The organism is Zavarzinella formosa DSM 19928, assembly GCF_000255705.1.
In the GTDB taxonomy this organism is placed as follows: domain Bacteria; phylum Planctomycetota; class Planctomycetia; order Gemmatales; family Gemmataceae; genus Zavarzinella; species Zavarzinella formosa.
This window is the reverse complement of the sequence record NZ_JH636439.1, coordinates 422933-444397: the sequence shown is the minus strand read 5'-3', so window position 1 is coordinate 444397 and position 21465 is coordinate 422933. Positions and strand designations below refer to the sequence as shown.

At 57.6% G+C, this 21465-nt stretch carries 19 protein-coding genes and 1 tRNA gene; 8 read left to right on the top strand and 12 right to left on the bottom strand.

Annotated elements, in window-relative coordinates; genetic code table 11:
- Position 1 precedes the first annotated feature (1 nt).
- From BGIM_RS0102735 to BGIM_RS0102710, 6 genes are all read right to left on the bottom strand, one after another.
- Complete coding sequence (locus BGIM_RS0102735; RefSeq protein ID WP_020468266.1) at positions 2 to 541, bottom strand: RNA polymerase sigma factor; 540 nt, start codon at positions 539 to 541, stop codon at positions 2 to 4.
- Between the two features lie 22 nt (positions 542 to 563).
- The gene (locus BGIM_RS0102730) at positions 564 to 2201 is read right to left on the bottom strand and encodes a leucine-rich repeat domain-containing protein (protein WP_020468265.1); all 1638 of its coding nucleotides are present in this window, start codon (positions 2199 to 2201) and stop codon (positions 564 to 566) included.
- A gap of 25 nt (positions 2202 to 2226) precedes the next feature.
- Complete coding sequence (locus BGIM_RS0102725) at positions 2227 to 3849, bottom strand: leucine-rich repeat domain-containing protein (RefSeq protein ID WP_020468264.1); 1623 nt, start codon at positions 3847 to 3849, stop codon at positions 2227 to 2229.
- Positions 3850 to 3888: 39 nt separating this feature from the next.
- Positions 3889 to 4368, bottom strand: coding sequence for a hypothetical protein (locus BGIM_RS48400; RefSeq protein WP_040887551.1), 480 nt, complete (start codon positions 4366 to 4368; stop codon positions 3889 to 3891).
- Positions 4365 to 4661, bottom strand: a complete 297-nt coding sequence (locus tag BGIM_RS0102715) for a hypothetical protein (RefSeq protein WP_020468262.1) — start codon at positions 4659 to 4661, stop codon at positions 4365 to 4367. The genes BGIM_RS48400 and BGIM_RS0102715 overlap by 4 nt, the downstream gene beginning before the upstream one ends.
- 105 nt (positions 4662 to 4766) lie before the next feature.
- The gene (locus tag BGIM_RS0102710; protein WP_020468261.1) at positions 4767 to 6134 is read right to left on the bottom strand and encodes a Gfo/Idh/MocA family protein; all 1368 of its coding nucleotides are present in this window, start codon (positions 6132 to 6134) and stop codon (positions 4767 to 4769) included.
- Positions 6135 to 6314: 180 nt separating this feature from the next.
- On the opposite strand from BGIM_RS0102710, the gene BGIM_RS0102705 reads away from it, so the two are divergent.
- Positions 6315 to 6388 (top strand) — tRNA-Arg (locus BGIM_RS0102705).
- Positions 6389 to 6562: 174 nt separating this feature from the next.
- The gene (locus tag BGIM_RS0102700; RefSeq protein WP_029629687.1) at positions 6563 to 7732 is read left to right on the top strand and encodes a hypothetical protein; all 1170 of its coding nucleotides are present in this window, start codon (positions 6563 to 6565) and stop codon (positions 7730 to 7732) included.
- Between the two features lie 42 nt (positions 7733 to 7774).
- Here BGIM_RS0102700 and BGIM_RS0102695 read toward each other — a convergent pair whose 3' ends face one another.
- The gene (locus tag BGIM_RS0102695) at positions 7775 to 8881 is read right to left on the bottom strand and encodes an SDR family oxidoreductase (protein ID WP_157368573.1); all 1107 of its coding nucleotides are present in this window, start codon (positions 8879 to 8881) and stop codon (positions 7775 to 7777) included.
- 111 nt (positions 8882 to 8992) lie between these two features.
- A complete protein-coding gene (locus BGIM_RS0102690) occupies positions 8993 to 9223 on the bottom strand; it encodes a hypothetical protein (protein ID WP_020468258.1) in 231 nt (76 codons plus the stop codon).
- Positions 9224 to 9451: 228 nt separating this feature from the next.
- On the opposite strand from BGIM_RS0102690, the gene BGIM_RS0102685 reads away from it, so the two are divergent.
- The gene (locus BGIM_RS0102685) at positions 9452 to 10093 is read left to right on the top strand and encodes a DUF6134 family protein (RefSeq protein WP_020468257.1); all 642 of its coding nucleotides are present in this window, start codon (positions 9452 to 9454) and stop codon (positions 10091 to 10093) included.
- Positions 10090 to 11094, top strand: coding sequence for a hypothetical protein (locus tag BGIM_RS0102680; RefSeq protein ID WP_020468256.1), 1005 nt, complete (start codon positions 10090 to 10092; stop codon positions 11092 to 11094). The genes BGIM_RS0102685 and BGIM_RS0102680 overlap by 4 nt, the downstream gene beginning before the upstream one ends.
- Positions 11095 to 11187: 93 nt before the next feature.
- Here BGIM_RS0102680 and BGIM_RS0102675 read toward each other — a convergent pair whose 3' ends face one another.
- The gene (locus BGIM_RS0102675; RefSeq protein WP_020468255.1) at positions 11188 to 11409 is read right to left on the bottom strand and encodes a hypothetical protein; all 222 of its coding nucleotides are present in this window, start codon (positions 11407 to 11409) and stop codon (positions 11188 to 11190) included.
- Positions 11410 to 11601: 192 nt separating this feature from the next.
- On the opposite strand from BGIM_RS0102675, the gene BGIM_RS0102665 reads away from it, so the two are divergent.
- Together BGIM_RS0102665 and BGIM_RS0102660 are read left to right on the top strand one after the other, a co-directional pair.
- The gene (locus BGIM_RS0102665; RefSeq protein WP_020468253.1) at positions 11602 to 14571 is read left to right on the top strand and encodes a DUF2341 domain-containing protein; all 2970 of its coding nucleotides are present in this window, start codon (positions 11602 to 11604) and stop codon (positions 14569 to 14571) included.
- A gap of 163 nt (positions 14572 to 14734) precedes the next feature.
- Positions 14735 to 17479 (top strand): M16 family metallopeptidase, encoded by a 2745-nt coding sequence (locus tag BGIM_RS0102660; protein WP_020468252.1) that lies wholly within the window; start codon positions 14735 to 14737, stop codon positions 17477 to 17479.
- Positions 17480 to 17529: 50 nt separating this feature from the next.
- On the opposite strand, the gene BGIM_RS56855 is transcribed toward BGIM_RS0102660, so the two are convergent.
- Together BGIM_RS56855 and BGIM_RS0102650 are read right to left on the bottom strand one after the other, a co-directional pair.
- Positions 17530 to 19170, bottom strand: a complete 1641-nt coding sequence (locus BGIM_RS56855) for a YHYH protein (RefSeq protein WP_020468251.1) — start codon at positions 19168 to 19170, stop codon at positions 17530 to 17532.
- Positions 19171 to 19278: 108 nt separating this feature from the next.
- Positions 19279 to 19866, bottom strand: a complete 588-nt coding sequence (locus tag BGIM_RS0102650) for a hypothetical protein (protein WP_157368572.1) — start codon at positions 19864 to 19866, stop codon at positions 19279 to 19281.
- Positions 19867 to 19882: 16 nt separating this feature from the next.
- Between BGIM_RS0102650 and BGIM_RS62470 the strand changes: the two genes are divergently transcribed.
- Together BGIM_RS62470 and BGIM_RS48390 are read left to right on the top strand one after the other, a co-directional pair.
- Entirely contained in the window at positions 19883 to 20164 is a 282-nt protein-coding gene (locus BGIM_RS62470; RefSeq protein ID WP_157368571.1) for a hypothetical protein, read from the top strand.
- A gap of 47 nt (positions 20165 to 20211) precedes the next feature.
- A complete protein-coding gene (locus BGIM_RS48390) occupies positions 20212 to 21111 on the top strand; it encodes a sulfatase-like hydrolase/transferase (protein ID WP_086026084.1) in 900 nt (299 codons plus the stop codon).
- Here the strand turns inward: BGIM_RS48390 and BGIM_RS66930 are convergent.
- The coding region (locus BGIM_RS66930; protein ID WP_020468248.1) for a transposase at positions 21076 to 21465 on the bottom strand (390 nt) is incomplete at its 5' end. The two genes, BGIM_RS48390 and BGIM_RS66930, sit on opposite strands and share 36 nt — an antisense overlap.

The following is a 21465-nucleotide window of genomic DNA, read 5'->3' as shown; positions in this document are numbered from 1 at the left end:
TTCACTCCTGTTCCTTCAAGTCGGACGCCAACAATCCGGCCAGTGTTTGTCTGGCCCGATGGACCAGCACACCGGCGTGGGACTCGGTGATTTCGAGGATCTCCGCGATGGCCTGTTTTCCTTGCCCGAGGGCGCGGAGTTCCAACGCGGCTCGTTGCAGTTCGGGAAGCCCGGCCATCGCCCGGTTGAGGCGGGCTTCCAGTTCCCGACCGGCAACGATTTCCTCCGGGAGAGGGAGGGATTCATCGGCCACGGCCATCGGACCATCTTCCGGCCCGCCGGTTTCCAGGCTGGCCATGTTCCTCGCCCGCACCGACGCATTGATACATAAATTGCTGACGGTGCGAAAGAGAATCTTCACGCCGTCGTTCGGCAGGTCATAATCGCGGGCATGTCGAAGCACCCGCAGGAAGGCTTCTTGAACAACATCCTCCGGATCGGCCGACGACCGGCCCAACAGCGACCGGGCATAGGCGATGGCTCGCGGGGCGACCGCCCGGACCCAGTCATTCAACACCGCCCGCTCGTTGGCGTTCAGCATGGGGCGTTTGGCCCCGGCGACATCACGGCTTGGTCCCGACCCCGCCGCCCCCCATGTTCCGGATCACCGGCGGCGGGGCCTTGGTGTTTGCCGGCGGCGTGTTGGTTCCCTTGGTGGGCATTTGATTCGGCATGCGATACGTCAGGTCCGGCCGCCGGGCCAAAACGCTTGGGTCGCCCCCCCCGCCCGGCCAGAACGTCATGTCGCATGAATACCATATCACCCGTCCGTTGGGCATTTCTTTTTGCAGGTTCATCGCCCCGTCTTGGGTGACGTTCGGGCAATTCATCACCACATCCGCAAATTTTAGCGTTTTGACGGCCGCGAGGCCCATGATCGTGCTGTCCGTGACATTGGTGTTCTCCAGACTGACAGATTCCAGCCGATTGAAGGAGGCCCACGACCGCCGATCCGTGCAATCCACGCGGGTGTTGTTAAGCGACAAAACCTTGATCTTCCGGTTCTGGCTCACATAGCGGATGATCTCTTCCGTGAGCGGGAGAGAGTCCACATAAAGTTCCTCCAGCGAGCCGATCAACGAGAGTTCCCGCACCCCCGTCGTGGTCACGTTCGTGGCCGAGAGGCGCAGTTTGGTGAGCGTCTTGATCTTGCCGAGGGAAATGGCCCCGTCGTCATTCACATCCGTGCCCGTGGCGTCGAGTTCCATGAGGAATTCCAACTTGCTGATATTCGATTCCTTCAGATTCAACGGATGCCCCGCGATTTTGAGAACCCGCAGATCGGCGCATTTGACGATGTTCTCAAGTCCCTTCGAGGTGATCTCGTGTGTCGTGGCAACAAACCGCCTCACCGGAACTTTCCCCTTCACGATGCCGGGAACCTTCGGATTTCGGACCATTCCTTTTTTCGCCGCCCGCAGGGCATATTTCGAGACATAAGGATCGTTCACATCCAGCTCTTGCAGGCTTGTGAGTTTCGCAATCTCCCCGGTCTCGGCATCACTGACGGGATAGACCTTCAACTCCGTGAGCTTGGCAAGTTTGCCGATCTCGGCCATCATCGCCGCCTGATCGGCTCCGATGGTGACATGCAACGCCCTCAGCCGGGCGACATTGCCAAGATGCGCCAGCCCTTTTTCGGTGAGGCCGGGAACTTCCTCCAGTTTTAGCGTCATCAGGCTGGCAAAATCTCCAATGTCCCGAAGATCCGTGTCGGTGACCGTGCTGCGGGAAAGGTCGAGCCATCGCAGACCGCTGATTTTGGCGAGTTCGACCAAGCCCTCATGATCGATGGTGGCGCCATCAAGATAGACCGCCTTCAAGTCGGAGAGTTTGGCGAGTTCTTTGTACCCTTTGGAAGTGACCAGCGTGCAGCCTCCCAGATCGACCACTTTCAGGCCGGGGAGTTTCACGGCCAGCGGCACCAGTTTGGCCAAGTCCGCGTCCTTGGTGTCGGCGGGAAACGCCAGATGATCCATTTGGCCTTTTTGCCGGGGACCGTTGGGAACAAGCGGGGGAAGATCCTCGTAACTCAGGGCGCAATTGGCCGCCCGGAGTTTGGTTTCGATTTGGGTGATCTCGACTGCCGAGAGTTTGGGCTTCGCCGGGGCGGGCTTGTCTTTCGGCGCCTGGGCCGACGAAACGGCAACCAGCGAGAGCAAGCCAAGCCCCAACGCCTGCCGGGCAACAACCCTTTTCATCGTCACACCCTCCGACGAGGAAAGATCAATCAGTAAATACGGGAAGCCGGCTCGGCCGGGCCACCGTGGACGGCAGCGGGGGAACCGGGGGCGAGGGCTTCGTCAGGGCAAACAACAACCGGCACTCCGGATTCGACTTCAGCATGGCCCGATAGCCGACCGGGCTGACGGCGGTTTCCGCGAAGCCGACCACTTCAAGCGTCTTGATGTTCGCCAAGTGCTTGGTAATCGAATCGTTCGCGCGGGTGTGGCTCAAGTCCAGCCGGGCCAGTCGGCGAAACTGCTTCCACTCCGGGATTGACCCGGCAAGCGGCGTGTCTCGCAGAGAAAGCTCGGTGATGTCCCTTGCGGCGGCAATCTGTTTCAACCCGACATCGGTGACTTTTGCCCCGTCGAGCAAGACGGTTTCCAAATCGGGAATTTCACCAAGACTGAACAACCCCTCACCGGTCACCGGCGTCTTGGTAAGGTTAATCGTTCGCAGTTTTTTGAGGCGGGAAAGGCTGATCATCTGCGGATCGGCCAGCGGGCATTGTTCCAAGTGCAGTTCGGCAAAATTGGTCAGGCCGCCAAGCCCGCCAAGGCCCGCGCCGCTGATCTTGAGGCGGTTGAGCCGCAGGGTGGTGAGCGATTCGCATCCCCCCAGATGCGTCAATCCCGCGTCCGTGACCTGGCTTTTTGTCGACTTCTTCGGGTCATCTGACAACGGAGCCGAGTTGGACAAATCGAGCCGGAAAAGTTGTTTCAGGGCGCCGACGCCTGACAAACCTTCGTCGGTCAATTTGCTATCGGTCAGTTCTAACTCGCGCAAACTGGCGAGCGCAGCGAGCGGTTTCAATCCGGCCCCGGTGACGGCCGTGTCCTGAATGGACATGCGTTCCAATGCGGGCAAACCGGCGAGAACCTTGAGCGTGTCGTCTGTCACCGCCGTGCGGTCCAGCGTGAGGTGCCGAAGGTTTTTCATCCCCTCCAGAGACTTCACATCGGCCAGCGTGACGCCCGTGCCCGCGAGATTCAGCACGCGAAGTTTGGACAACCCGGTCAGATGATTGATCGCGGCATCCGTGATCTTGGTGTTGGCCAGATTGAGCGTGTGCAGAATCTTGAGGTTGCCGAGGTTTTTCACCCCGGCATCGGTGATGCGGGTGTTCGAGGCATCCAGCCACCGCAGACGCGAACACTTCGCCGTCTGTTCCATCGCGGAATCGCCAATGGCCGTGTTGTCGAAGTAAAGCACTTCCAAATCGGCGAGGGCGTCGAAACCGCGAAGGCCGCTGTCGTTGATGACCGTGTGGCCAAAATCCAATCCGCCGAGGTTGGGCAGTTTGGCGCATTGCCCGAGCATCGTCGGCAATTCGGCGGAGTTGAGTTTGCCGGGAAACGTGATCAAAAACGGCCGGTTGAATCGCATCCGATTATCCGGGTCGGCCTCGTTCTCGTCCAGTGTCGGCAGACTGGTCTGATAACTGGCGATCCGCACCCCATAAGTCCGCAGCACGTTATACGCCTTGGACACAAGATTCGGATCATCCGAACCTTTGAGACCTTGGGCAAAAGCGGGGGATGCCGGGCAAAAAGCGACGAAGAAGCTCGCGAGCAAAACTCGCCAATGCGGGATTCGGAATCCGGAATTCGGAAACAAGATCATGTCCAAATCCCACGCGAGTAATGGGCGAAACTGATCCTCTCAACGACCGCCAATGAACATCGCCTTTGGGACAAACAATCGATGGCCTGTCACCTCAATGAATGTCACCCCGTCGTCGCTCCACTCGACCCTTGACCGGCCAATGTGTTCGTCGATATCATCGCCGCCAGAGTTAAACGAATAATCAATCATATGACCATAAGTTGGATGGCCCGGACCAACGGCAATGACCAATTGATGGCGACGAGGAAAACTCAAGTTGGCCCAATCAACAGAACCTTCGATCACGGAAAGACTATAAGGATCGAAACTCTTGTAGCTGATCTCCGCCGGTTGATTCCATTGTCTGACAACCCGGTTGCTTTTCAGATTGAGAACGATGGTGGTCACGCACGAGATGGGCAGCGATATTATCATTGCCAACACGACAAAAAGAATCCTTCGTCGATTTCCACTCCGCTCGGAAACCGAACGCTCTTCCGGCAAACTCTCGACAGGTGTGACGGCCGATTCTATCATCGAACTACTCGCCATACACCCATCAACACCAAAATCAAACCAAAAAGCATCGACACCATGCCAATGTCGATGAAAAAGCCTTCGGCAAAGACAAATCCGGCGGCAGATCGCTCCCCGCCGTCTCCCCATGCCATCGCACGGGCGCTGGCGCGAATCAACAAGCCAAAGAACGCGATCAGCCCGCCGCCTCCAAACAACAACATGTTGGCGAAGGGCCGTTTCGCCAACCAGTCAGGCCAAGCCGACCAACTCCACAACTTGACATCGGGAACATCATCCTCGTGTCGATCCACGACATAATCTCCCGCTTACACACTTTGGAAACTAGCGAAAAACAGAACCAAGCCCCGGCCTGCGGTCGGGCTTGGTTCTTTACTGTCGTCTCATTCCACGATCAATTAAAACTCCTTGTAGCCCTTCAGGCCCGGAGCCGGGACCGGGTACTTGCCGTCCTTGTCGGCTTGGATCGGAGCCGGACCGTCGATCACCAACTTGTCGGCGTCGGGGGCGAAGTCGTGCTTGCTTTCCAAGATCATCTTGCGGGTGATGATCTTGCCGGTGTGGGCGGCCATCCGGCCCATCGCGGTCACAAGGCTGGCTTCCGTCCCGCGTCGGGCTTCGTTGTGGGGCTTGTCCTTGCGGATGGCGTCCATCAAGTGTTCCCATTCCAGTTGGTAGGGGTTCGGTTCGGGCTTCTCGAACTTCCAGCTGATTTCGGAATCGATCATGTTCTGGGCCTTGAACATGCGGGCGTGCGACGGGGCATGGCCCGATTCGCTGATGATCGCGCTGCCCTTGGTGCCGTGGGCGTAGCTGGCGAATTCCGAGTGACAACCGGGGATGCAACGGCCTTCGAGGAACAACTTGGCGCCGTCCGCGAAAGCGAATTCCGTGGAGTAGGTGTCAAAGTTCTGGTCGATGTAGTTGCCGCGGAAATGCCGACCGCCGGAGGATTTGGCTTGGGTCGGCCAGGCGTCCTTCATCCAGCAACATTCGTCGATGTTGTGAATGAGGAAGTCGCTGTACGCGCCGCCCGAGGCCCACAGGAAGGAGTGGAACCGGCGAATTTGGTAAGCCAGTTCGCTGATGCCATCGGGCTTCTTTTCGCTGAACGCGGAAGCCGTCGGCCCGGCCATCCGGTAGGCTCGCATGAAGGTGATGTCCCCCATGTCGCCGTTGCGAATCTTCTTGTAAAGTTCGCCACGGGCGTCACAGTGCCGGCACATGAGGCCAACGGAAACCTTGAGGCCCTTCTTTTCGCTCTCTTCGGCCAGCTTGAACATGCGAACGCTGCTCGGCCCGTCCAAGGAAACGGGCTTTTCCATGAACACGTTCAGGCCCTTTTCGATGGCATAGCCAAAGTGGACCCAACGGAAGGCCACGGGCGTGGCGAAGATGGCCACGTCGCCCGGCTTGAGACAATCCATGGCTTTCTTATAGCCGTCAAACCCGATGAACTGCCGTTCCGGCGGAACTTCGGTTTGCTTGGGGAACTTGCCGTTGATCGCCTTGTGGGCGCCCTTGAGGTTGTCCTCGAAGACGTCGGCCATGGCGACGATCTTCACCGGCCCCTGCTTGGTTTCGAGGGCGTTGATCGCCGCCCCGGTGCCCCGGCCGCCGCAACCGATGAGGGCAATATTAATCGTGTTGCTTTCGGCGGCATGGACAAAATTGCCGCTGGCCATCAGGGCCGAAAAGGCCGTCGCCCCGGCAATGGTCATCGCATCGCGGCGGTTCACGCCGTTGTTGATCGTTTCGTCACTCACGGAATTTCAGCCTTTCTGGTGGAGAGCAAACAAAATCAATTGATCATAGGTGGAATGTTATTGTGGCCGGGAGGCCGGTCGTTCGCAAGGAGAAAACCGGACGGTTCGCCCCGAATTGTGCCCGAACCACAGTGGACGAAGGCCGCTCCGTGCTTATACTTTTAAAACCCACATGGGTGAGTCTTCGTAGCTCAACTGGATAGAGCATCGGCCTCCGGCGCCGAAGGTTACAGGTTCGACTCCTGTCGAAGACATTTTCTCACTTTATCACCACATCTTCTCGTCTGAACTTCAGATTCACCCGTTCATTGCTCCGCCAACCCAAAACAATGATGTGATTATCCACGCGGCTCTCCAAGTGATGCTCGCTTGATTGCCCGGATATTCCGGGTTAGCATGGTTCATTCCTTCCCCTCTGGCACACAACCATGAACCCGCTCTTCTGCCTGATCTTGGCGGCCATCCCGTCCGGCGCCCCTCCCGAGACGCCAATGACGCCGGACCCAAAACTGGCGGCATTGGTCCGGCAACTCGGGGATAAGTCGTTCACCGTCCGGGAAGCCGCCGCCCGCGAGTTGACGAAACTGGGATCAGCGGCGATTCCGGCCCTGACCCTTGGCGAGAAGGACACCGATCCGGAAGTGGCCGAACGTTCCCGGCAGTTGCTTCCGCTGGCCGCCGCCACCGGACGGAATGAGAAATTGGCCCAACTTGTAAAGGAGCCGGCCGGCTCTCCCTTGCCGAAAGGCCTTGCCGGGTTGGAGGATTTTCTCGCCATCACCGGTGACAGCAAGGCCACCCGGCAGTTGTACACGGAGATGCTGACCGCCCATCATCGAATCATCGAAGCCCTGGAGACGGACCCCAAAACAGCCGGCCGGCTCATGAGTGAATTCTGTGCCGCCGCCTGTGATCGGGCGCAAGCCGGCGCCCGCCCCTGCGACCTCAGCGACGAGGCCCTTCTCACCGACCGGGGGCAAGTCGCTATGTTTCTGTTCGTCCGCGGACACAAGGCGTTCGCCAACGCCAACGAAGACATCGGGCAGATTTCCAACGTGGCGGGAGCCACCAAGTTGCAGACATTCGTATCGGGCAAAACAGAAATCCCCGGAATGAAGAACCTGTTTCTGCACTGGCTCCGAAACGAACGGCGGGCGGCCATAAAACTGGCAGGCTTTCGGATTGCGACAGCCGCCAAGGTCAAGGAGGCGCGTCCCATTGAATTGAAGGTTGCTTTCGATCGCAACCTGCCGAGTCACACCCGCGGGCTTGCGCTGGTCCATGCGGGCAATCTGGGAGCCGACAAGCAAGCCCTGAAGGCCGTGGCCCCGCTGCTGGAAGACAAGACAGACCTCGGGTCGATCAACATCGGAAACACCGATCCGATGTCTGTTCAGTTTCGAGACATCGCCTTGGGTGTCAGCATTCGATTGGCCGACGAGAAGTTATCCGACTTCGGCTTCAACACCGACCGCTTCGGTGACAGCGTGCCTTATTCGCATTTTTACTACGCCTTCCCCAGCGATAACGCGAGGGACAAGGCCCATGCAAAATGGAAAGAACAGGTGTCCAAAGAGACCGCCCCGGCGAAGAAATGACCGCCGGGTTTCTTTGGCGGGCGATCAAGAAATTGTCATTAATCAAGGCATCATGGCTTCCCTGAGCGCGGCCTTGGCGCCAATCAGTTCGAGCATGCCCGGCAGATATTCCACAAGGGGCCGCACCGCCGGGCAATCGTCGCCGAGTTCCTTTTCCAATCGTGACCGGTCGTAGACAACGTTCATGTTCAAGAACGGGAAGTAGTATCGCAAAGACTTGAATATCTTTCGGCGAACCCGGCCTCGCAACGCTTCTTGAAGATGCCGCCGATTCCAATCGGCCGGATTGATCAAATCGAGTTGGGAACGGTCGTAGCACACGCAAGTGACTTCGTTCAGACGCCCCAAGGTGACGGCATCATCCGCTCCGGCCGAGAGGTGGTAGCAGTCAAATTGTCGGTCTTTCTTTTCCAGCAACCGGAGCGTCGCCTCGGCCACGAAACCGACATCCACCACATCCAGCCGCGAACCGGGGTTGATCGGCAACGCGCGAAACACTTGCATCAGCGGGACGCACCACAGAATCTGCCGGGCAAATTTGGCATCCGGGATTCCGGGGCTGAGGACGATGGTTGGCCGCAGGACGAGAACGGGCAAGCCGCTCTCTTGCAGCAATCGCTCCGAGACGGCTTTCGATTGGGTGTATCCGTTATGGTGGTGATTATCCGGCCGGCATCCGTCATCCTCGGCGACGTTGGCGTCCGTCACATCACCGACGTTCGAGGCCGTGCTCATGTAGACGATCAAAGGCGGCTTGGGAAACTTGCGGGCCAGATCAATGAGTTGCCGAACACTCTCCACGTTCGTTGTGGCCGATTCGCTGTTCTCGTCGAACGAGGTGTCGGCCGCGTTGTGAATAATGATGTCGGCCGCCGTCACGTCGATCAGGTCATCGACGTCCAGTCCCCACTGGTCTTGCAGGATATCCCCGGCGACCGGCCGCACATTCGGTGGCAATTCACGATCATCGCCACTTCGGGCAAGCCGATGATTCAATCGACAAATCGGGTCTGATTCACCGGGACGGATCAGCGGCCAGATCATTCCCTGATGGCCGCGGGCCAGAAGATGCCGGAAGATTTCGCCGCCAACGAGGCCGGTGACGCCTGTGATGAGAACGTTGGAAGTCGGGTGTAAAATGCGTTTCATGTTTGGCTTTTCTTGCCGAAGCAACAATCGAAGGAATAATTTCGACTCAATCAGAACGGGGCGTTGACCAGCCAACCAAACTCACACCAAGGCAATCAGTCCGATGACGGATCACGAAGTTGCTGAGAGATTTCCAGCAAGCGCCAGCATTCCAATCACTCCGGCCGTTGCAATGCCAGCCCGGCGTTTCAAAACTCCGGCCAGAAGACTGGATGAGGCATCGTGTCCGGCAGTGACGCCTGACAAGGGTTTCGGCCAGCGCAGACTATTGGTGCTTTTCAAAGGTGTGGTTGCCAAGGCTTCGGCTGAGATGGCGAACGGCGGCAAGAATAAATCAATCATCCATGACCTTGTGGCGAGTTGATTGAGCAACAGACATCCATGTCTGTGACTGTGACAAGTGAGAATGCAGTTCTTGCGCCAACTATTTTGTTTCTCTCATCTTTTTTTCAGATTTTCGTTTTGGCGCCCGGCAAGCCGGTACCTCTTTTGCATTTGGAAATTGTGTGGTAGTATCCCGGCGACTTCGCCTGTCAACCATTCCCCCCATGATTGTCAAGGAAGACAACAATGCGCGCGGCCCTGATCGGATTGGCTTGGACAATCCTTCTGACAACATCGGTTTTTGCCGAAGAACGGACGTTTCAAGTGTCGGTGGACGGCAAACCAGCGGGAATTTGCCGCATGAAAGTGACATCGGCCGTCGGCGCCGAAACCGTCGAAATGAATGTTGATGTTCGCTTCCGCACGCTGGGGATCAAATACGAATACCTCTCCAAATGCGTCGAGGTCTGGAAGAACGGCGAGGTGCAAAAATTTGAATCAGTTGTTAATGACGACGGGAAGAAATCACATGTCAAGGCCGATGTGGGTGAGCGAGGATTGACCGTGGTGGTCGATAATCGTGCATCAACTTGCGCAAAAACCGCCATTCCGGTCACCGGCTGGCGGATTCCGCGATTTGACCGTGAAACTCAAGACGCCATTATCTTGGACTCCGAGGACGGGACGACCACACCGGCAAAGATCGAGTACGTCGGCCGAATTCAATTGAAGCTCGCCAATCAAACCTTGGAGGGCAATCGCTACAAGGTCAGCGGAAAAGGGATTGATGCCGAATGGGCCTATGACACCACCGGCCGGCCGATTCGACAATCAATGAAGTGGGACGGGCACACGGTGGTTCTGGAACTCAGCGGTATCGAAAAATGACTCGGTTCCGATGGGCTTTGTTGTTGGGCATGTTGACGGTCCCGGCCTTGGCCCAAGATCCGGCGGCCGGACATGCCCAAATCCAAGAAAGTGTGCTGAATTCGCTGTACGCGCTCGGCGCCAGCAACGGAGTGCCGGACGGCCTCGGCGTGGAATGGCTCCCCAAGCAACATGTTCGCGGCCAGCAAACCGCCCTCGGCATGCTTACCAGTCAAGGGGGGCTGACTGTCCCGGTGATGGACGAAGGGGCCGATCAACTGTTCGCGCTGGCTTCCACCCGATGGGTGAACCTCCGCACGCAGGCGATCTTGCCCACCGATCATGTGCCGCTGGCCAACAATTGGTACGACATTCAAGCGGGGGGATTGTTTGTCCATCAGATGGATAGGGGCTGGAGTTGGGGGGTCAGCCTCACCGGCGGCTCCATCTCCGACCGTCCGTTTCAAACCCTCAACGAAGTCGCCGTCAACTCGCTGGTCTTCCTGCGAACACCGGCCAACGGGGATGATGCCTGGCTCTTCTATGTTGTCAGCGCCACCAACGGACAGATCGGCCGAAACATCCCCATCCCCGGCCTGGCGTATGAGTTCAAAACCACCGACTGGAAAGGCTCGGTTGGCTTCCCGTTCGTGAACCTGAATTATCGGCCCCCCGGCGACTGGGGTTGGGAACTGAATTACGCCGCGCTGACTGATATCCAAACCCGCGTGAACTGGTACCCGACCGATTACGCACGGGCTTATGGCGGCTTTGCCTGGACGAACCAAGCATGGTTCCGGTCGGATCGACCATCCCGTAACGACCAATTCTTCTACTATGAAAAACGCCTCGACACCGGCTTGGTGTTGATCCCGACTCCGGGCGTCAACGTGGAACTCGGAGGCGGCTATGCGTTTGACCGCTACTTCTTCGAGACGCAAACCTTCTCATTATCCGGCCGAAACCGCGTGGATGTGGGCAACGGCCCGTTTGTTCGATTTCAGATCGAACTCAAATACTGATGGCTTGGTTTTTGGAACTTTTGAACGGCGACAATCGCTGATTCGATTTTTCTATCGAATCGCCTTCCGCAACCTAAACATCGACAATTCACTTCATGCGTCATCCGTTGAGAGATTGCGAAATCGCTCCCAGTCAACAGAACCGTGCGTCTGCAAAATCTGTTGTCGCAATCGAGCGGCTCGTGCAAAAACTCGCTCTCGCACTGCCGGATCAAGAGGAGCCCCATTGGCAACGAACTCTTGGACGGCCAAGGCATCGGTCTCTTGGAGAACCGGATCGTCGAGCAGGTCGGCATTACTGGTGATGGCGTTCATTGGTGCATTTTCTAATTGGCAACGATGGGAATCAAGCCGAGTTTGATACTTGGGACATTGTCATCTTGGATGATGCCCGGTCGTTTCGGTTGGATTCCGTAGATCATGTCAGCAACGGTTGGCGGACTTCTGATCTCTCGAATCTCTCCCCTTTCAAAAACGACTTCGTGAATTGCGAAGGGACTTCCCAAAATGAAAACGCGGTTTTCAGCCCCCCTGCTCTTGCTCGCCTTGTTCACCGGATTGGCCGTTGGCGAAGAACCGGGTTGGCGGCATTCCGGCTCGCTCTATTTGCTGACCACTCCCGAGGGAGCGAATCTGGCGGCGTCCGCATCGGTGAATGAGTTTCCGGTGTTGGTTCGGTTGCACAAGGATTTTTTCAATTTCAGCCAGGCGAAGGCCAACGGAGAGGACATCCGCTTCTCGACCGCCGATGGCAAACCGCTCCCCTACGAGATTGACGAATGGAACCCGGCCGAAGGCACGGCGGCCATTTGGGTGCGCGTCCCCCGCATCCGGGGGAACGAGCGGCAGGAGTTGAAAATGCGCTGGGGCAAGGCCGACGCCAAAAGCGAGTCGAACGCGACAGCGGTGTTCAACGAGTCGAACGGATATGTGAGCGTCTGGCACATGGGCGGGCGCGTCCAAGATGTTGCTGGCACGCTGGAATCGAAGGACACGGGAACAACGCCATCGCCGGGCATCGTCGGCGGGGGGAGAAATTTCCCCGGCCAGAAGGGGATTTTCGGGGGTGACAAGATTCCGAATTATCCCTCGGCGGCAAGTTCCCACAGCACAGAGGCTTGGTTCCGGGCCGAGAAGCCCAATTCAACGATCATCGGTTGGGGCAACGAAGGTGGCGGCCGGGGCAGCAAGGTACGGATGCAGTTTCGCAGCCCGCCGCATGTCCATGTTGACAGCGACTTCTCGGATGTGGACGCGCCGGGTCGGTTGCCGCTGGGTGAGTGGATTCATGTCGTTCACACCTATGACCGCGAGGACGGCAAGATCTATATCAATGGCCGGCTTGATGGCTCCGCGAAACCGTTGCTCAACATCAAAACCCCGGCTCGCTTGTGGATCGGGGGATGGTACAACAATTACGATTTTGTCGGCGACATCGACGAGGTTCGCATATCCAAGGTGGCCCGCCCGGCTGATTGGATCAAGCTCCAGTTTGAAAATCAGAAACCGATGCAGACACTCGTTGGCCCGTTGGTGCAACCGGGAAATGAGTTCTCGATACCGGAAACGGAAGTCGCCGTGCCCGAGGGAAAGAGCATCACCATCACCGCCAAGGCTGGCGGAGCCGAAAAGATTTATTGGATCGTGAAGCGGGATGGCAAAGAAACCGTGGCGGCGACCGACCGGTTCTCTTTCACGTTCGACGCCGGCCGGGTGGTCGGCAGCCAATCGGCTATTCTTCAATTCAAAGCTGTCTACGCCAACGAAGTGAAGACCAAAGACATTCCCGTGACCATCCGGGAAGACATCCCGGAGCCGGTGTTCACCTTAAAAGCTCCGACCGAATGGGACGGACGCCAGCCCATCGAAGTGGTTCCGCAAATCGCCAATCTGGATGAGATGCGGGCTAAAGGGGCCGACAAACTTTTCTACTCTTGGAAGGCTGACGGAATCGCCGTCATCAAGGAAACTCTGCCGGAAAAACTCCTGCTCAAACGATCCCAAAACAGCGGCAAACTGACAGTCTCCGTGGCAATCCACAACGGCGGCCAAGAGACGATTCACTCGACGATCATCAACGTGAAAGAACCGGTAAAAGACGATTGGATCTCTCGCTTGCCCGGCAAAGACGAAAAACCCGAAGAGGGCCAATTCTACGCACGCGACGACAAGAACGAAGGCATGTTGATCTACAACGGCGTTCTCCCAGAACAAGCCGAGTCTGCCTTTTTGAACCTTTATGCCGACGACAAATTGATCAACACCTTGGACCAAAAGCCGGGCAAGGATAACGCTTACTCTTTTGCCGTGAAGCTCAAGCCGGGTTTGGTCAAGTATCGGGTCGAGTTCGGCACCAAAACGGGAAACAACACGAAGGTGTTGCACTCCGTCGGCAACTTGGTGTGTGGCGACGCCTACATCATCACCGGACAATCCAACGCGGTGGCGACTGATTTCGGCAAGGAAGACCCGGCTTATCGAAGTGAATGGATTCGCACGTTTGGCAGCATGTCTGGCAGTCCCAAGGGAGTGTCCGGCTGGGGCAATGCCATTCACAGGAGCCGGGACGCGGAAAAACTTCAAATCGGCTATTGGGGCATGGAACTGGCGAAGCGATTGGTCGAAAGCCAAAAGGTTCCGGTCTTCATCATCAATGGCGCCGTCGGCGGCACCCGCATTGACCAACACCAGCGCAACCAAGCCGACCCGGAAGACATGACGACCATTTACGGCCGTTTGCTCTGGCGCGTTCGGCAGGCCAAACTCACGCACGGCATCCGCGGACTCTTCTGGCATCAGGGCGAGAACGATCAGGGAGCCGACGGCCCGACCGGCGGTTTTGGATGGGAAACTTATCGGTCCTTGTTCATCGAACTCGCGGCCTCTTGGAAGCAGGATTTTCCCAATATCCAGCATTACTACATCTTCCAGATTTGGCCCAGATCGTGCGCGATGGGCATCAACGGTTCCGACAATCGATTGCGGGAAGTGCAGCGAAATTTGCCGTCGGCGTTTTCCCGCATGAGCATCATGTCCACGCTGGGCATCGACCCGCCCGGCGGCTGCCACTTCCCGGCGGCCGGTTATGCGGAGTTTGCCCGGCTGATCACCCCGCTGGTCGAGCGTGACAACTACGGAAAGATCGCGACCATGTCGATCACCCCGCCGAATCTCAAACGGGCTTTTTTCAACGATGACAAGAAAGACGAAATTGTGCTGGAGTTCGACCAACCGGTGAAATGGGACAACACCCTGACCGGTCAGTTTTACCTTGATGGCGAAAAAGGCAAAATCGCCTCCGGCACTGGCTTGGGCAACCGGGTAACGCTTAAGCTCTCGGGGGGTTCGTCCGCCAGGAATATCACTTATCTCGACAGCAAGGCGTGGAGCCAGGCGACGCTGCTTCGCGGGGAGAACGGCCTCGCGGCGCTGACGTTCTGCGAAGTCCCGCTTCAAGGCGCCAAACCGGCCCGGTGAGAAACTTCAACAGACATTTGCCGGCCGGATTTCGCAGATCAATTCCGGGGAATTGAATTGCGGAATCTGGTTCGGCCTCTGTCGAACTCATCCTCCCTCTCGTCAAATTTTCATTTCCCCTCGCTGTTTTTCATCTCACTGATTATTCAACGGAGGGGTTGTCGTGCGCCATTTGATTGTGATCGGATGCCTTCTTTTCAGCGGTTTATCCGCGATGGCGGAGGCGCCGGTGAAGGTCGCGTCCGTCGAAGGGGTGACGGAATACCGCTTTGCCAACGGGGCGAGGGCGCTGCTGTTCCCCGAAGCCTCGCGGCCGACGGTGACCATCAACATGACGGTCCTCGTCGGCAGCCGTCACGAAGGCTACGGCGAATCAGGCATGGCCCATTTGCTCGAACACTTGGTTTTCAAGGGGACGCCGAGGCACCCGGAGGTTCCCAAAGCCCTCCGCGATCACGGGGCCAGTTTCAACGGCACCACGAACGACGACCGCACCAACTACTTTGAAACGATGCCAGCCACGGACGAGAACTTGGAATTCGGGATCTCGCTCGAATCGGATCGCCTCGTCAACAGTTTCGTCCGGCGGGAGGATTTGGTTTCCGAAATGACCGTCGTTCGCAACGAGTTTGAACGCGGAGAGAACAACCCCGCTTCCATCCTCAACCAACGGATTACCGCCGCCGCGTTTGAGTGGCATAACTACGGCAAATCCACCATCGGCAACCGTTCCGACATTGAACGGGTGCCGATCGAAAACCTCCGGGCCTTTTACAAAAAGTATTACCAGCCGGACAATGTCGTGATGATCGTGGCCGGGAAATTCGAGGAGGCCAAGGCTCTTTCTCTGTTGGACAAGCATCTCGGCTCGATTCCGAAACCGATCCGCAAACTCGACGACACTTATACCGAGGAACCGCCACAAGACGGCGAACGAACCGTCACCTTGCGCCGGGTCGGCGCGGTCGGCTCCGTGGGCGTGGCATATCACGTCCCCTCGGCCTCGCATGCCGACTGGGCGCCGTTGAGCCTGCTCGGTGGCCTCGTCTCTCAATCACCCAACGGCCGGCTTTACAAGGCATTGGTCGAATCCAAACTGGCCACCAGCGCCTTCGCCCGCTCGGACAACTCGCATGATCCCGGCTTGTTTTTCGCCTCGGCCTCCTGCCCTCCGGAATCGCTGGACGCCACCCGCGACGCCCTGATTGGCACGCTCGAAACCCTCGGTGACACGCCGTTCACTGATGAAGAAGTAAACAAGGCCAAAATCCGCAGCAAGCGAAACGCCGAGATGCTTCAGGCGAACAGCCAGGGGATGGCCTCGGCCCTCAGTTCGGCCTCCAGCCACGGCGACTGGCGGTTGCTGTTCATCCAGCGTGACCGCGTCGAGACCGTCAAGGCAGACGATGTGAACCGCGTGGCGAAGGCGTATTTCCAGAAACCCAACCGCACCGTTGGCCTGTACATTCCGTCGAAAGAATCGACCCGGATTGCCGTGCCCAACGCTCCGGCCATCGACACCATCGTGAAAGATTACAAAGGGGGAAGCGTCGGGGTCGCCGGGGAGGCATTTGACCCGTCGCCCGCCAACTTGGATTCGCGGCTCAAGGTTGTTGAATCGGAAGGATTGAAGGCCGGTCTGCTGGCCAAGAAAAACCGGGGCGAGACGGTTTCGCTCGTGCTGACACTACACTACGGCAACCCGGAATCCCTCCGGGGGGAAACGACGGCGGCGGGAATGCTCCCCGGTCTGATGATGGCCGGGACGAAAAAGCACGACCGTCAGGCCCTCCGTGAAGAACTCGATTCGCTCGGCATCCGCATCGGAACCGGCTTTGGCGGCGGGGGCCGTGGCGGACGCGGCGGCGGGGGTGGCGGCGGTTCCGCAGGGCAACTGACGTTCAGCGTCGAAGCCAAACGGGATACGTTGCCGAAGGCTCTCAAGCTGCTTGGCGAAATCCTGCGAGAACCGGCGTTCCCAGCCGATGAGTTCGAGACATCCAAACGCCGCATGACCTCGATGCTTTCAGCCGGGCGAACCGAACCGGGCGCATTGGCCGGGAACAAACTGAGCCGGACGCTGTCCCCCTATTCGCTGGAAGATGCCCGATACGTTCCCACCCTTGAGGAAAGCCTCGACCGCGTCGAGACGGTCACGCTGGCCCAAATCAAAACGCTCTACGAAACACAAGTCGGCGGCTCGCATGCCGAACTGGGTGTCGTCGGCGATTTCGACCCGGATGTCACGCTCAAACTCGTGAAGGAAATGCTGGCCGGTTGGGAGTCGAAAGTTCCGGTGAAACGATTCGACCGCAAGGTGGCTGACAACGTGAAGGGGATGCAGGAAGACATTGTCACGCCCGACAAGTCAAACGCGGAATACCTCGCCGGGTTGACGTTTCCGCTCTCGGACAGCGACCCGGACTATGCCGCGATGCGGATCGGCAACTTCATCTTCGGCGGCAGCACGCTGGCTTCGCGTCTTGGCGACCGGATTCGACAAAAGGACGGACTGTCCTACGGCGCAACTTCGTCGTTTGCCGCCTCGTCCCGCGATCCGGTGGCCTCGCTCACGGTGACCGTCAGCACGAACCCGGAGAACATCGACAAAGTCACGGCTGCTGTGATGGAAGAGCTGGTGCGATTCATCAAAGACGGCCCGACGGAAAAGGAAGTCAACGATGCGAAACAGGCTTTTGTCGAAGCCCAAAAAGTCGGCCGCACGGGTGACGCGGCCATCGCCGGTCAAATCGTCTCGAACCTGAACATCGGCCGCACCTTCGCTCATTCCGCGCAGCAGGAGAAAGCGATTCTGGCCCTCACGCCTCAAAAAATTGCGGATGCGTTCCGCAAGCATGTCGATCCGAAAAAACTGGTCGTCATCCGGGCGGGGGATTTCAAGAAGTGATTTGAAAACGCGAGAAGGGATTTTGAGATCCCTTCTCGCAGAACTCTTGGCTATTTTGGCGGCCCGCGTCGGTTATTCCGGGCATCGGGCGTTCCGGCAAACCCGCCGATGAGATAGGGGAACTTGCCGGGGGTCACATGATAATGCCAGCCCCGGTCCTCATCGAACTTCATGTTGAAATCATCGAGCGGATTCGTTTTGTCATCTCGGGCCATCAAGCCTTTCGCCACATACGGCCCGTACACCGGGAAGCCATCCAGAGCGAAGCCGATCAGCGGGGAATGGCCTTCGCCATCATCGACGAACGGTGATTTCACGCACACCGGGTATTTGTGGTAGTGGTATTGATTGTCCGGGGCGGGATGGCCGCAGCAGCGGTCCATGATGTCAATGGCCTCGGTTCCCTCCATGTCGAAGGGATTGAAAAAGGAGACGCCGTTGATGGCGAAACCGATTGGCCCCATCGGCAGGCCCCGGTTGGAATTGGTCTTGTCCATCGCAATGGCCTTCGGATTGCGAACCGGTTCTAACGGGAGATAATAGGTCCGGTCGCATTCTTGAATGGAGTTCGGGTTCGTCCGGCGGCCGGGGAACAGCCCCGTCGGGTGGTTCGGGATGTTGCGGGCGTGAACCACCATTTCCTTGCCGTCCTTGAATTCCAACACCACGTTGTCCGGCAAAAACCGGTCTTCCTCCACAAGTTTGCCCTTGATGTCGAGATGCCCCTTGCGAAGCCAGGCGGTCATGTTCTCTACGAACGGATTTGAGAGTTTGCCGTCCATGTAATAAAGTCGCCCGGCGTTTTTGGCCGTGACCACCAGCGTCGCCGGTCTATCTTTCATGCCGGCTTCCGGGTCGTAATACCATCGGCCGCCAAGCGGGATCAACGACTTGAGGCTCGGCATCGCCCCCTTCTCCGTCTTGACGACCTTCGGGGCATCCTCCGGCGTCGGGATTGAATTCAGGGTGAAATTGGTGACATAAAACTCGGAATCCTTGGCCGTCTTTGCGGAGCCGTTCTTGAAGCCGACGCCGATGTTTAGCGTGTCGATTTCGGCGAACGGCAACCGGAATTCAAAGGAGTACGTTTTCCAGATCGCCCCGCCGTTCTTGAAGTATCTCCCGTTGTTCTCCAGTTCTTTGCGGTCACGCTCGACATGCGGATAAATGTTCTGCGTGACCCCGTCGAGCGGGTTGGTTCCTTTGTTGCCGAAGTAATCAACCTTCATGAACAGGGCGTCCTTCTCCACCGCAAAGGCCGGTTCGGCCAAACCCCGAATGGTGAACCTAAACCATTTGCCAACGCCGCCGGGAAACCCGGTCACTCGTTGCGACACCATGCCGGATCGTTGGCCGTCTTTGTTGCGATCCACGCCGGAATACAACGCGATCCCGGCCTCGGAATCCTCGTCGGCCCCGCCGCACCACACCCAGGCGGCATCGCCTTCCAGCATGTAATGCTCCGGGATGTTCACATCGCTGCTCTTGGTCATGATGCGGGGATTTTTGACCAACCCGGCCGGCGGTTCCTTGAGGTCAACCTTCAATGCCTCCGGGCGTTCCCGGACTTCCTTCTGGCCTTTGAATTTTCCCTTGGGGCCTTTGCCCCCCTCGGGCATTGGTTGAGAGGAAGCAAGGCCGACGATGATCGCCGACAACAACGCCCCGGCGGTCAGTTCCCTGATACGCATCAACGATCACTCCAAAAAAATGCGGGTGCGAAAACGATTGTTTTCACACCCGAGTCATTGTTTCCGCACCATCATTGGAGTCATCGCTTGCCCGCGATCACGCCAATGTCACTTGCCTCGTCCGAAACTGGAAACGGTAAACGACTCACCGGTCGATTCCTTCTTGACGATGCCGTCAAAGGGAAGTTCCGAGGAATGCCACGTGGTGGTCTTGCCCGTTTTTTTGATTTCGCATTTCAACTCTTTGTCACCCACCTTGACTGTGTCCGAAGTCTCTTCTTCCTTGGCGGCCGGTTTGCCTTTCGTGGTTGTTTTGCCTTTTGTCGGTGTCTTTGTTTTCGCCGCCGGGGGTTGGATTCCCTGGGCCAGCTTCTTCTTGTCATCGTCGCTGAGCTTGTATTGCGTCCGCAACTCCGTCACCGAATCTTTGCGGAGAGAAAACGTCCGTGACACGACGACATAATCAGGCGTGACAGCAACCACTTCTTCCCGCTTGTCTCCGAATTTGCCCGAGTAAACGACAAAATCACCCACTTTGGCGGTCGGATAATACGCCAGCCATTCCTTCGGGTACAGAAACTCAATCAGCATCCCTTTCCAATTGGGATCGGGTCGCAGAAGCGATTTGTCCTGCGCATGGGCAACACCAGTCGCCATCACAATCAAACAAGCCAGCCAGACACGGAGAGCATTCATCCAATCGACTCCGACAATGTTGAGGGTATTGCCACCAGAAAACACTTTGGTGGTGGATAAAGTCGGAGGCGATTCTAACAATCCCTTTAGCTTCATGTCGAGAGCTAACTTAATATTTTTCTCACAATTTCGGGCCATTCGTTCCAAATGGCTTCTTTCATTGCCCAGCATATCCCGGCAAACTGAAGTGAACGTGAAGGATGAAATCATCTCGAAACACAACCAACATAACGATGTCGGCCTTCAGCCGCTTTCCGATGGCCATGTCTTCATCAAGTCGCTTTATCAAGCAGGATGACCGCCAACGTGAATCACCTGCGAATGCGAACGAAGGAGGAATCGATCATGAAACGGATGTTGTGTTCTCTCTGCCTCATCCTGACCGGCGGGCTGGCTGCGGCCGAGGAACCGGCCCGCAAGCCGCCGAATATCGTGGTGATCCTGTCCGACGACATGGGCTTTTCGGACCTCGGCTGCTACGGCGGGGAAATTCCCACGCCGAATCTGGATTCGCTGGCCGCCGACGGGTTGCGGTTTACGCAGTTTTACAACTGCGCCCGCTGCTGCCCGACTCGGGCAAGCCTCCTCACCGGGCTTTACCCCCATCAGGCCGGGGTGGGCCACATGATGGAGGACAAGGGAGCGGCCTTCCCCGGTTATCGCGGGGATTTGAACAAAAGCCGCACGATTGCCGAGATGCTGAAACCGGCGGGCTACCGAAATTATGCCGTCGGCAAATGGCACGTCACCAAGCACGCCGGCAAAGACGGGCCGAAAGAGAACTGGCCCCTCTCCCGTGGGTTCGATCATTATTACGGCACCATCCACGGAGCCGGGAGTTTCTTCGATCCGTCGTCGCTGATCCGTGATGAAACGATGATCTCTCCGTTCGCCGACCCGGAATACAAACCGGACACTTACTATTACACCGATGCTATCACGCATCATGCCGTGCGATTCGTCGGCGAACACAACAAGGAACACGCGAAGGATCCGTTTTTCCTTTATGTCGCCTACACGGCCGCCCACTGGCCGATGCACGCCCTTCCGGAAGATATCGCCAAACAAAAAGGCAAATACGACGGCGGTTACGAACCGATTCGCAAGGCGAGGTTTGAGAAGGCCGCCAAACTCGGGTTGATTGACACCAAGCAAGGCATGAGCCCGCAAGCTGGAGATTGGGCCAAAGTCGGTGATAAAAAATGGGGCTCATCCGAGAAGTTCGTACTTGGCTCGATGGATTGAGTAAATGCGAAGGTGGAAGAATTCTTGGTCACGGTAGCCATAGGCCTGTCGTTGCAGGGTCTTGATTTTGTTGTTCACCCCTTCGAGGGGGCCGGTCGAAATCGGACAGCGATGGTAGTTCAGCAGGCCGGTCCGGTGCATCTGGAAAGAACTCGCCATCTTCTGCAACACCGACAGCTTGGACGCCTCGGCCCGCCGACACCAGTCGTCCAGAAACCGGGCGGCGTCTTTCGGGCTCCCCTGCTCCCAGAAGTGGCGAAACTCTTCTTTCATGTAATACGCCGTCGCCAGCGGTTGGTTGATCCGCAGGGCTTCTTCCAGCCGGGCGCGTTCCCCTTTGGTCTCGTCCAGATT

Bases quoted from the DNA above. Each gene is read 5' to 3' on its own strand.
- BGIM_RS0102665 (WP_020468253.1), top strand. From the start codon at position 11,602: ATGAAAACGCGGTTTTCAGCCCCCCTGCTCTTGCTCGCCTTGTTCACC.
- BGIM_RS0102735 (WP_020468266.1), bottom strand. From the start codon at position 541: ATGCTGAACGCCAACGAGCGGGCGGTGTTGAATGACTGGGTCCGGGCG.
- BGIM_RS0102650 (WP_157368572.1), bottom strand. From the start codon at position 19,866: ATGAATGCTCTCCGTGTCTGGCTGGCTTGTTTGATTGTGATGGCGACT.
- BGIM_RS48390 (WP_086026084.1), top strand. From the start codon at position 20,212: ATGAAACGGATGTTGTGTTCTCTCTGCCTCATCCTGACCGGCGGGCTG.
- BGIM_RS0102675 (WP_020468255.1), bottom strand. From the start codon at position 11,409: ATGAACGCCATCACCAGTAATGCCGACCTGCTCGACGATCCGGTTCTC.
- BGIM_RS0102725 (WP_020468264.1), bottom strand. From the start codon at position 3,849: ATGATCTTGTTTCCGAATTCCGGATTCCGAATCCCGCATTGGCGAGTT.
- BGIM_RS56855 (WP_020468251.1), bottom strand. From the start codon at position 19,170: ATGCGTATCAGGGAACTGACCGCCGGGGCGTTGTTGTCGGCGATCATC.
- BGIM_RS0102680 (WP_020468256.1), top strand. From the start codon at position 10,090: ATGACTCGGTTCCGATGGGCTTTGTTGTTGGGCATGTTGACGGTCCCG.
- BGIM_RS0102700 (WP_029629687.1), top strand. From the start codon at position 6,563: ATGAACCCGCTCTTCTGCCTGATCTTGGCGGCCATCCCGTCCGGCGCC.
- BGIM_RS48400 (WP_040887551.1), bottom strand. From the start codon at position 4,368: ATGATAGAATCGGCCGTCACACCTGTCGAGAGTTTGCCGGAAGAGCGT.
- BGIM_RS0102690 (WP_020468258.1), bottom strand. From the start codon at position 9,223: ATGATTGATTTATTCTTGCCGCCGTTCGCCATCTCAGCCGAAGCCTTG.
- BGIM_RS0102695 (WP_157368573.1), bottom strand. From the start codon at position 8,881: ATGAAACGCATTTTACACCCGACTTCCAACGTTCTCATCACAGGCGTC.
- BGIM_RS0102685 (WP_020468257.1), top strand. From the start codon at position 9,452: ATGCGCGCGGCCCTGATCGGATTGGCTTGGACAATCCTTCTGACAACA.
- BGIM_RS62470 (WP_157368571.1), top strand. From the start codon at position 19,883: ATGTTGAGGGTATTGCCACCAGAAAACACTTTGGTGGTGGATAAAGTC.
- BGIM_RS0102730 (WP_020468265.1), bottom strand. From the start codon at position 2,201: ATGAAAAGGGTTGTTGCCCGGCAGGCGTTGGGGCTTGGCTTGCTCTCG.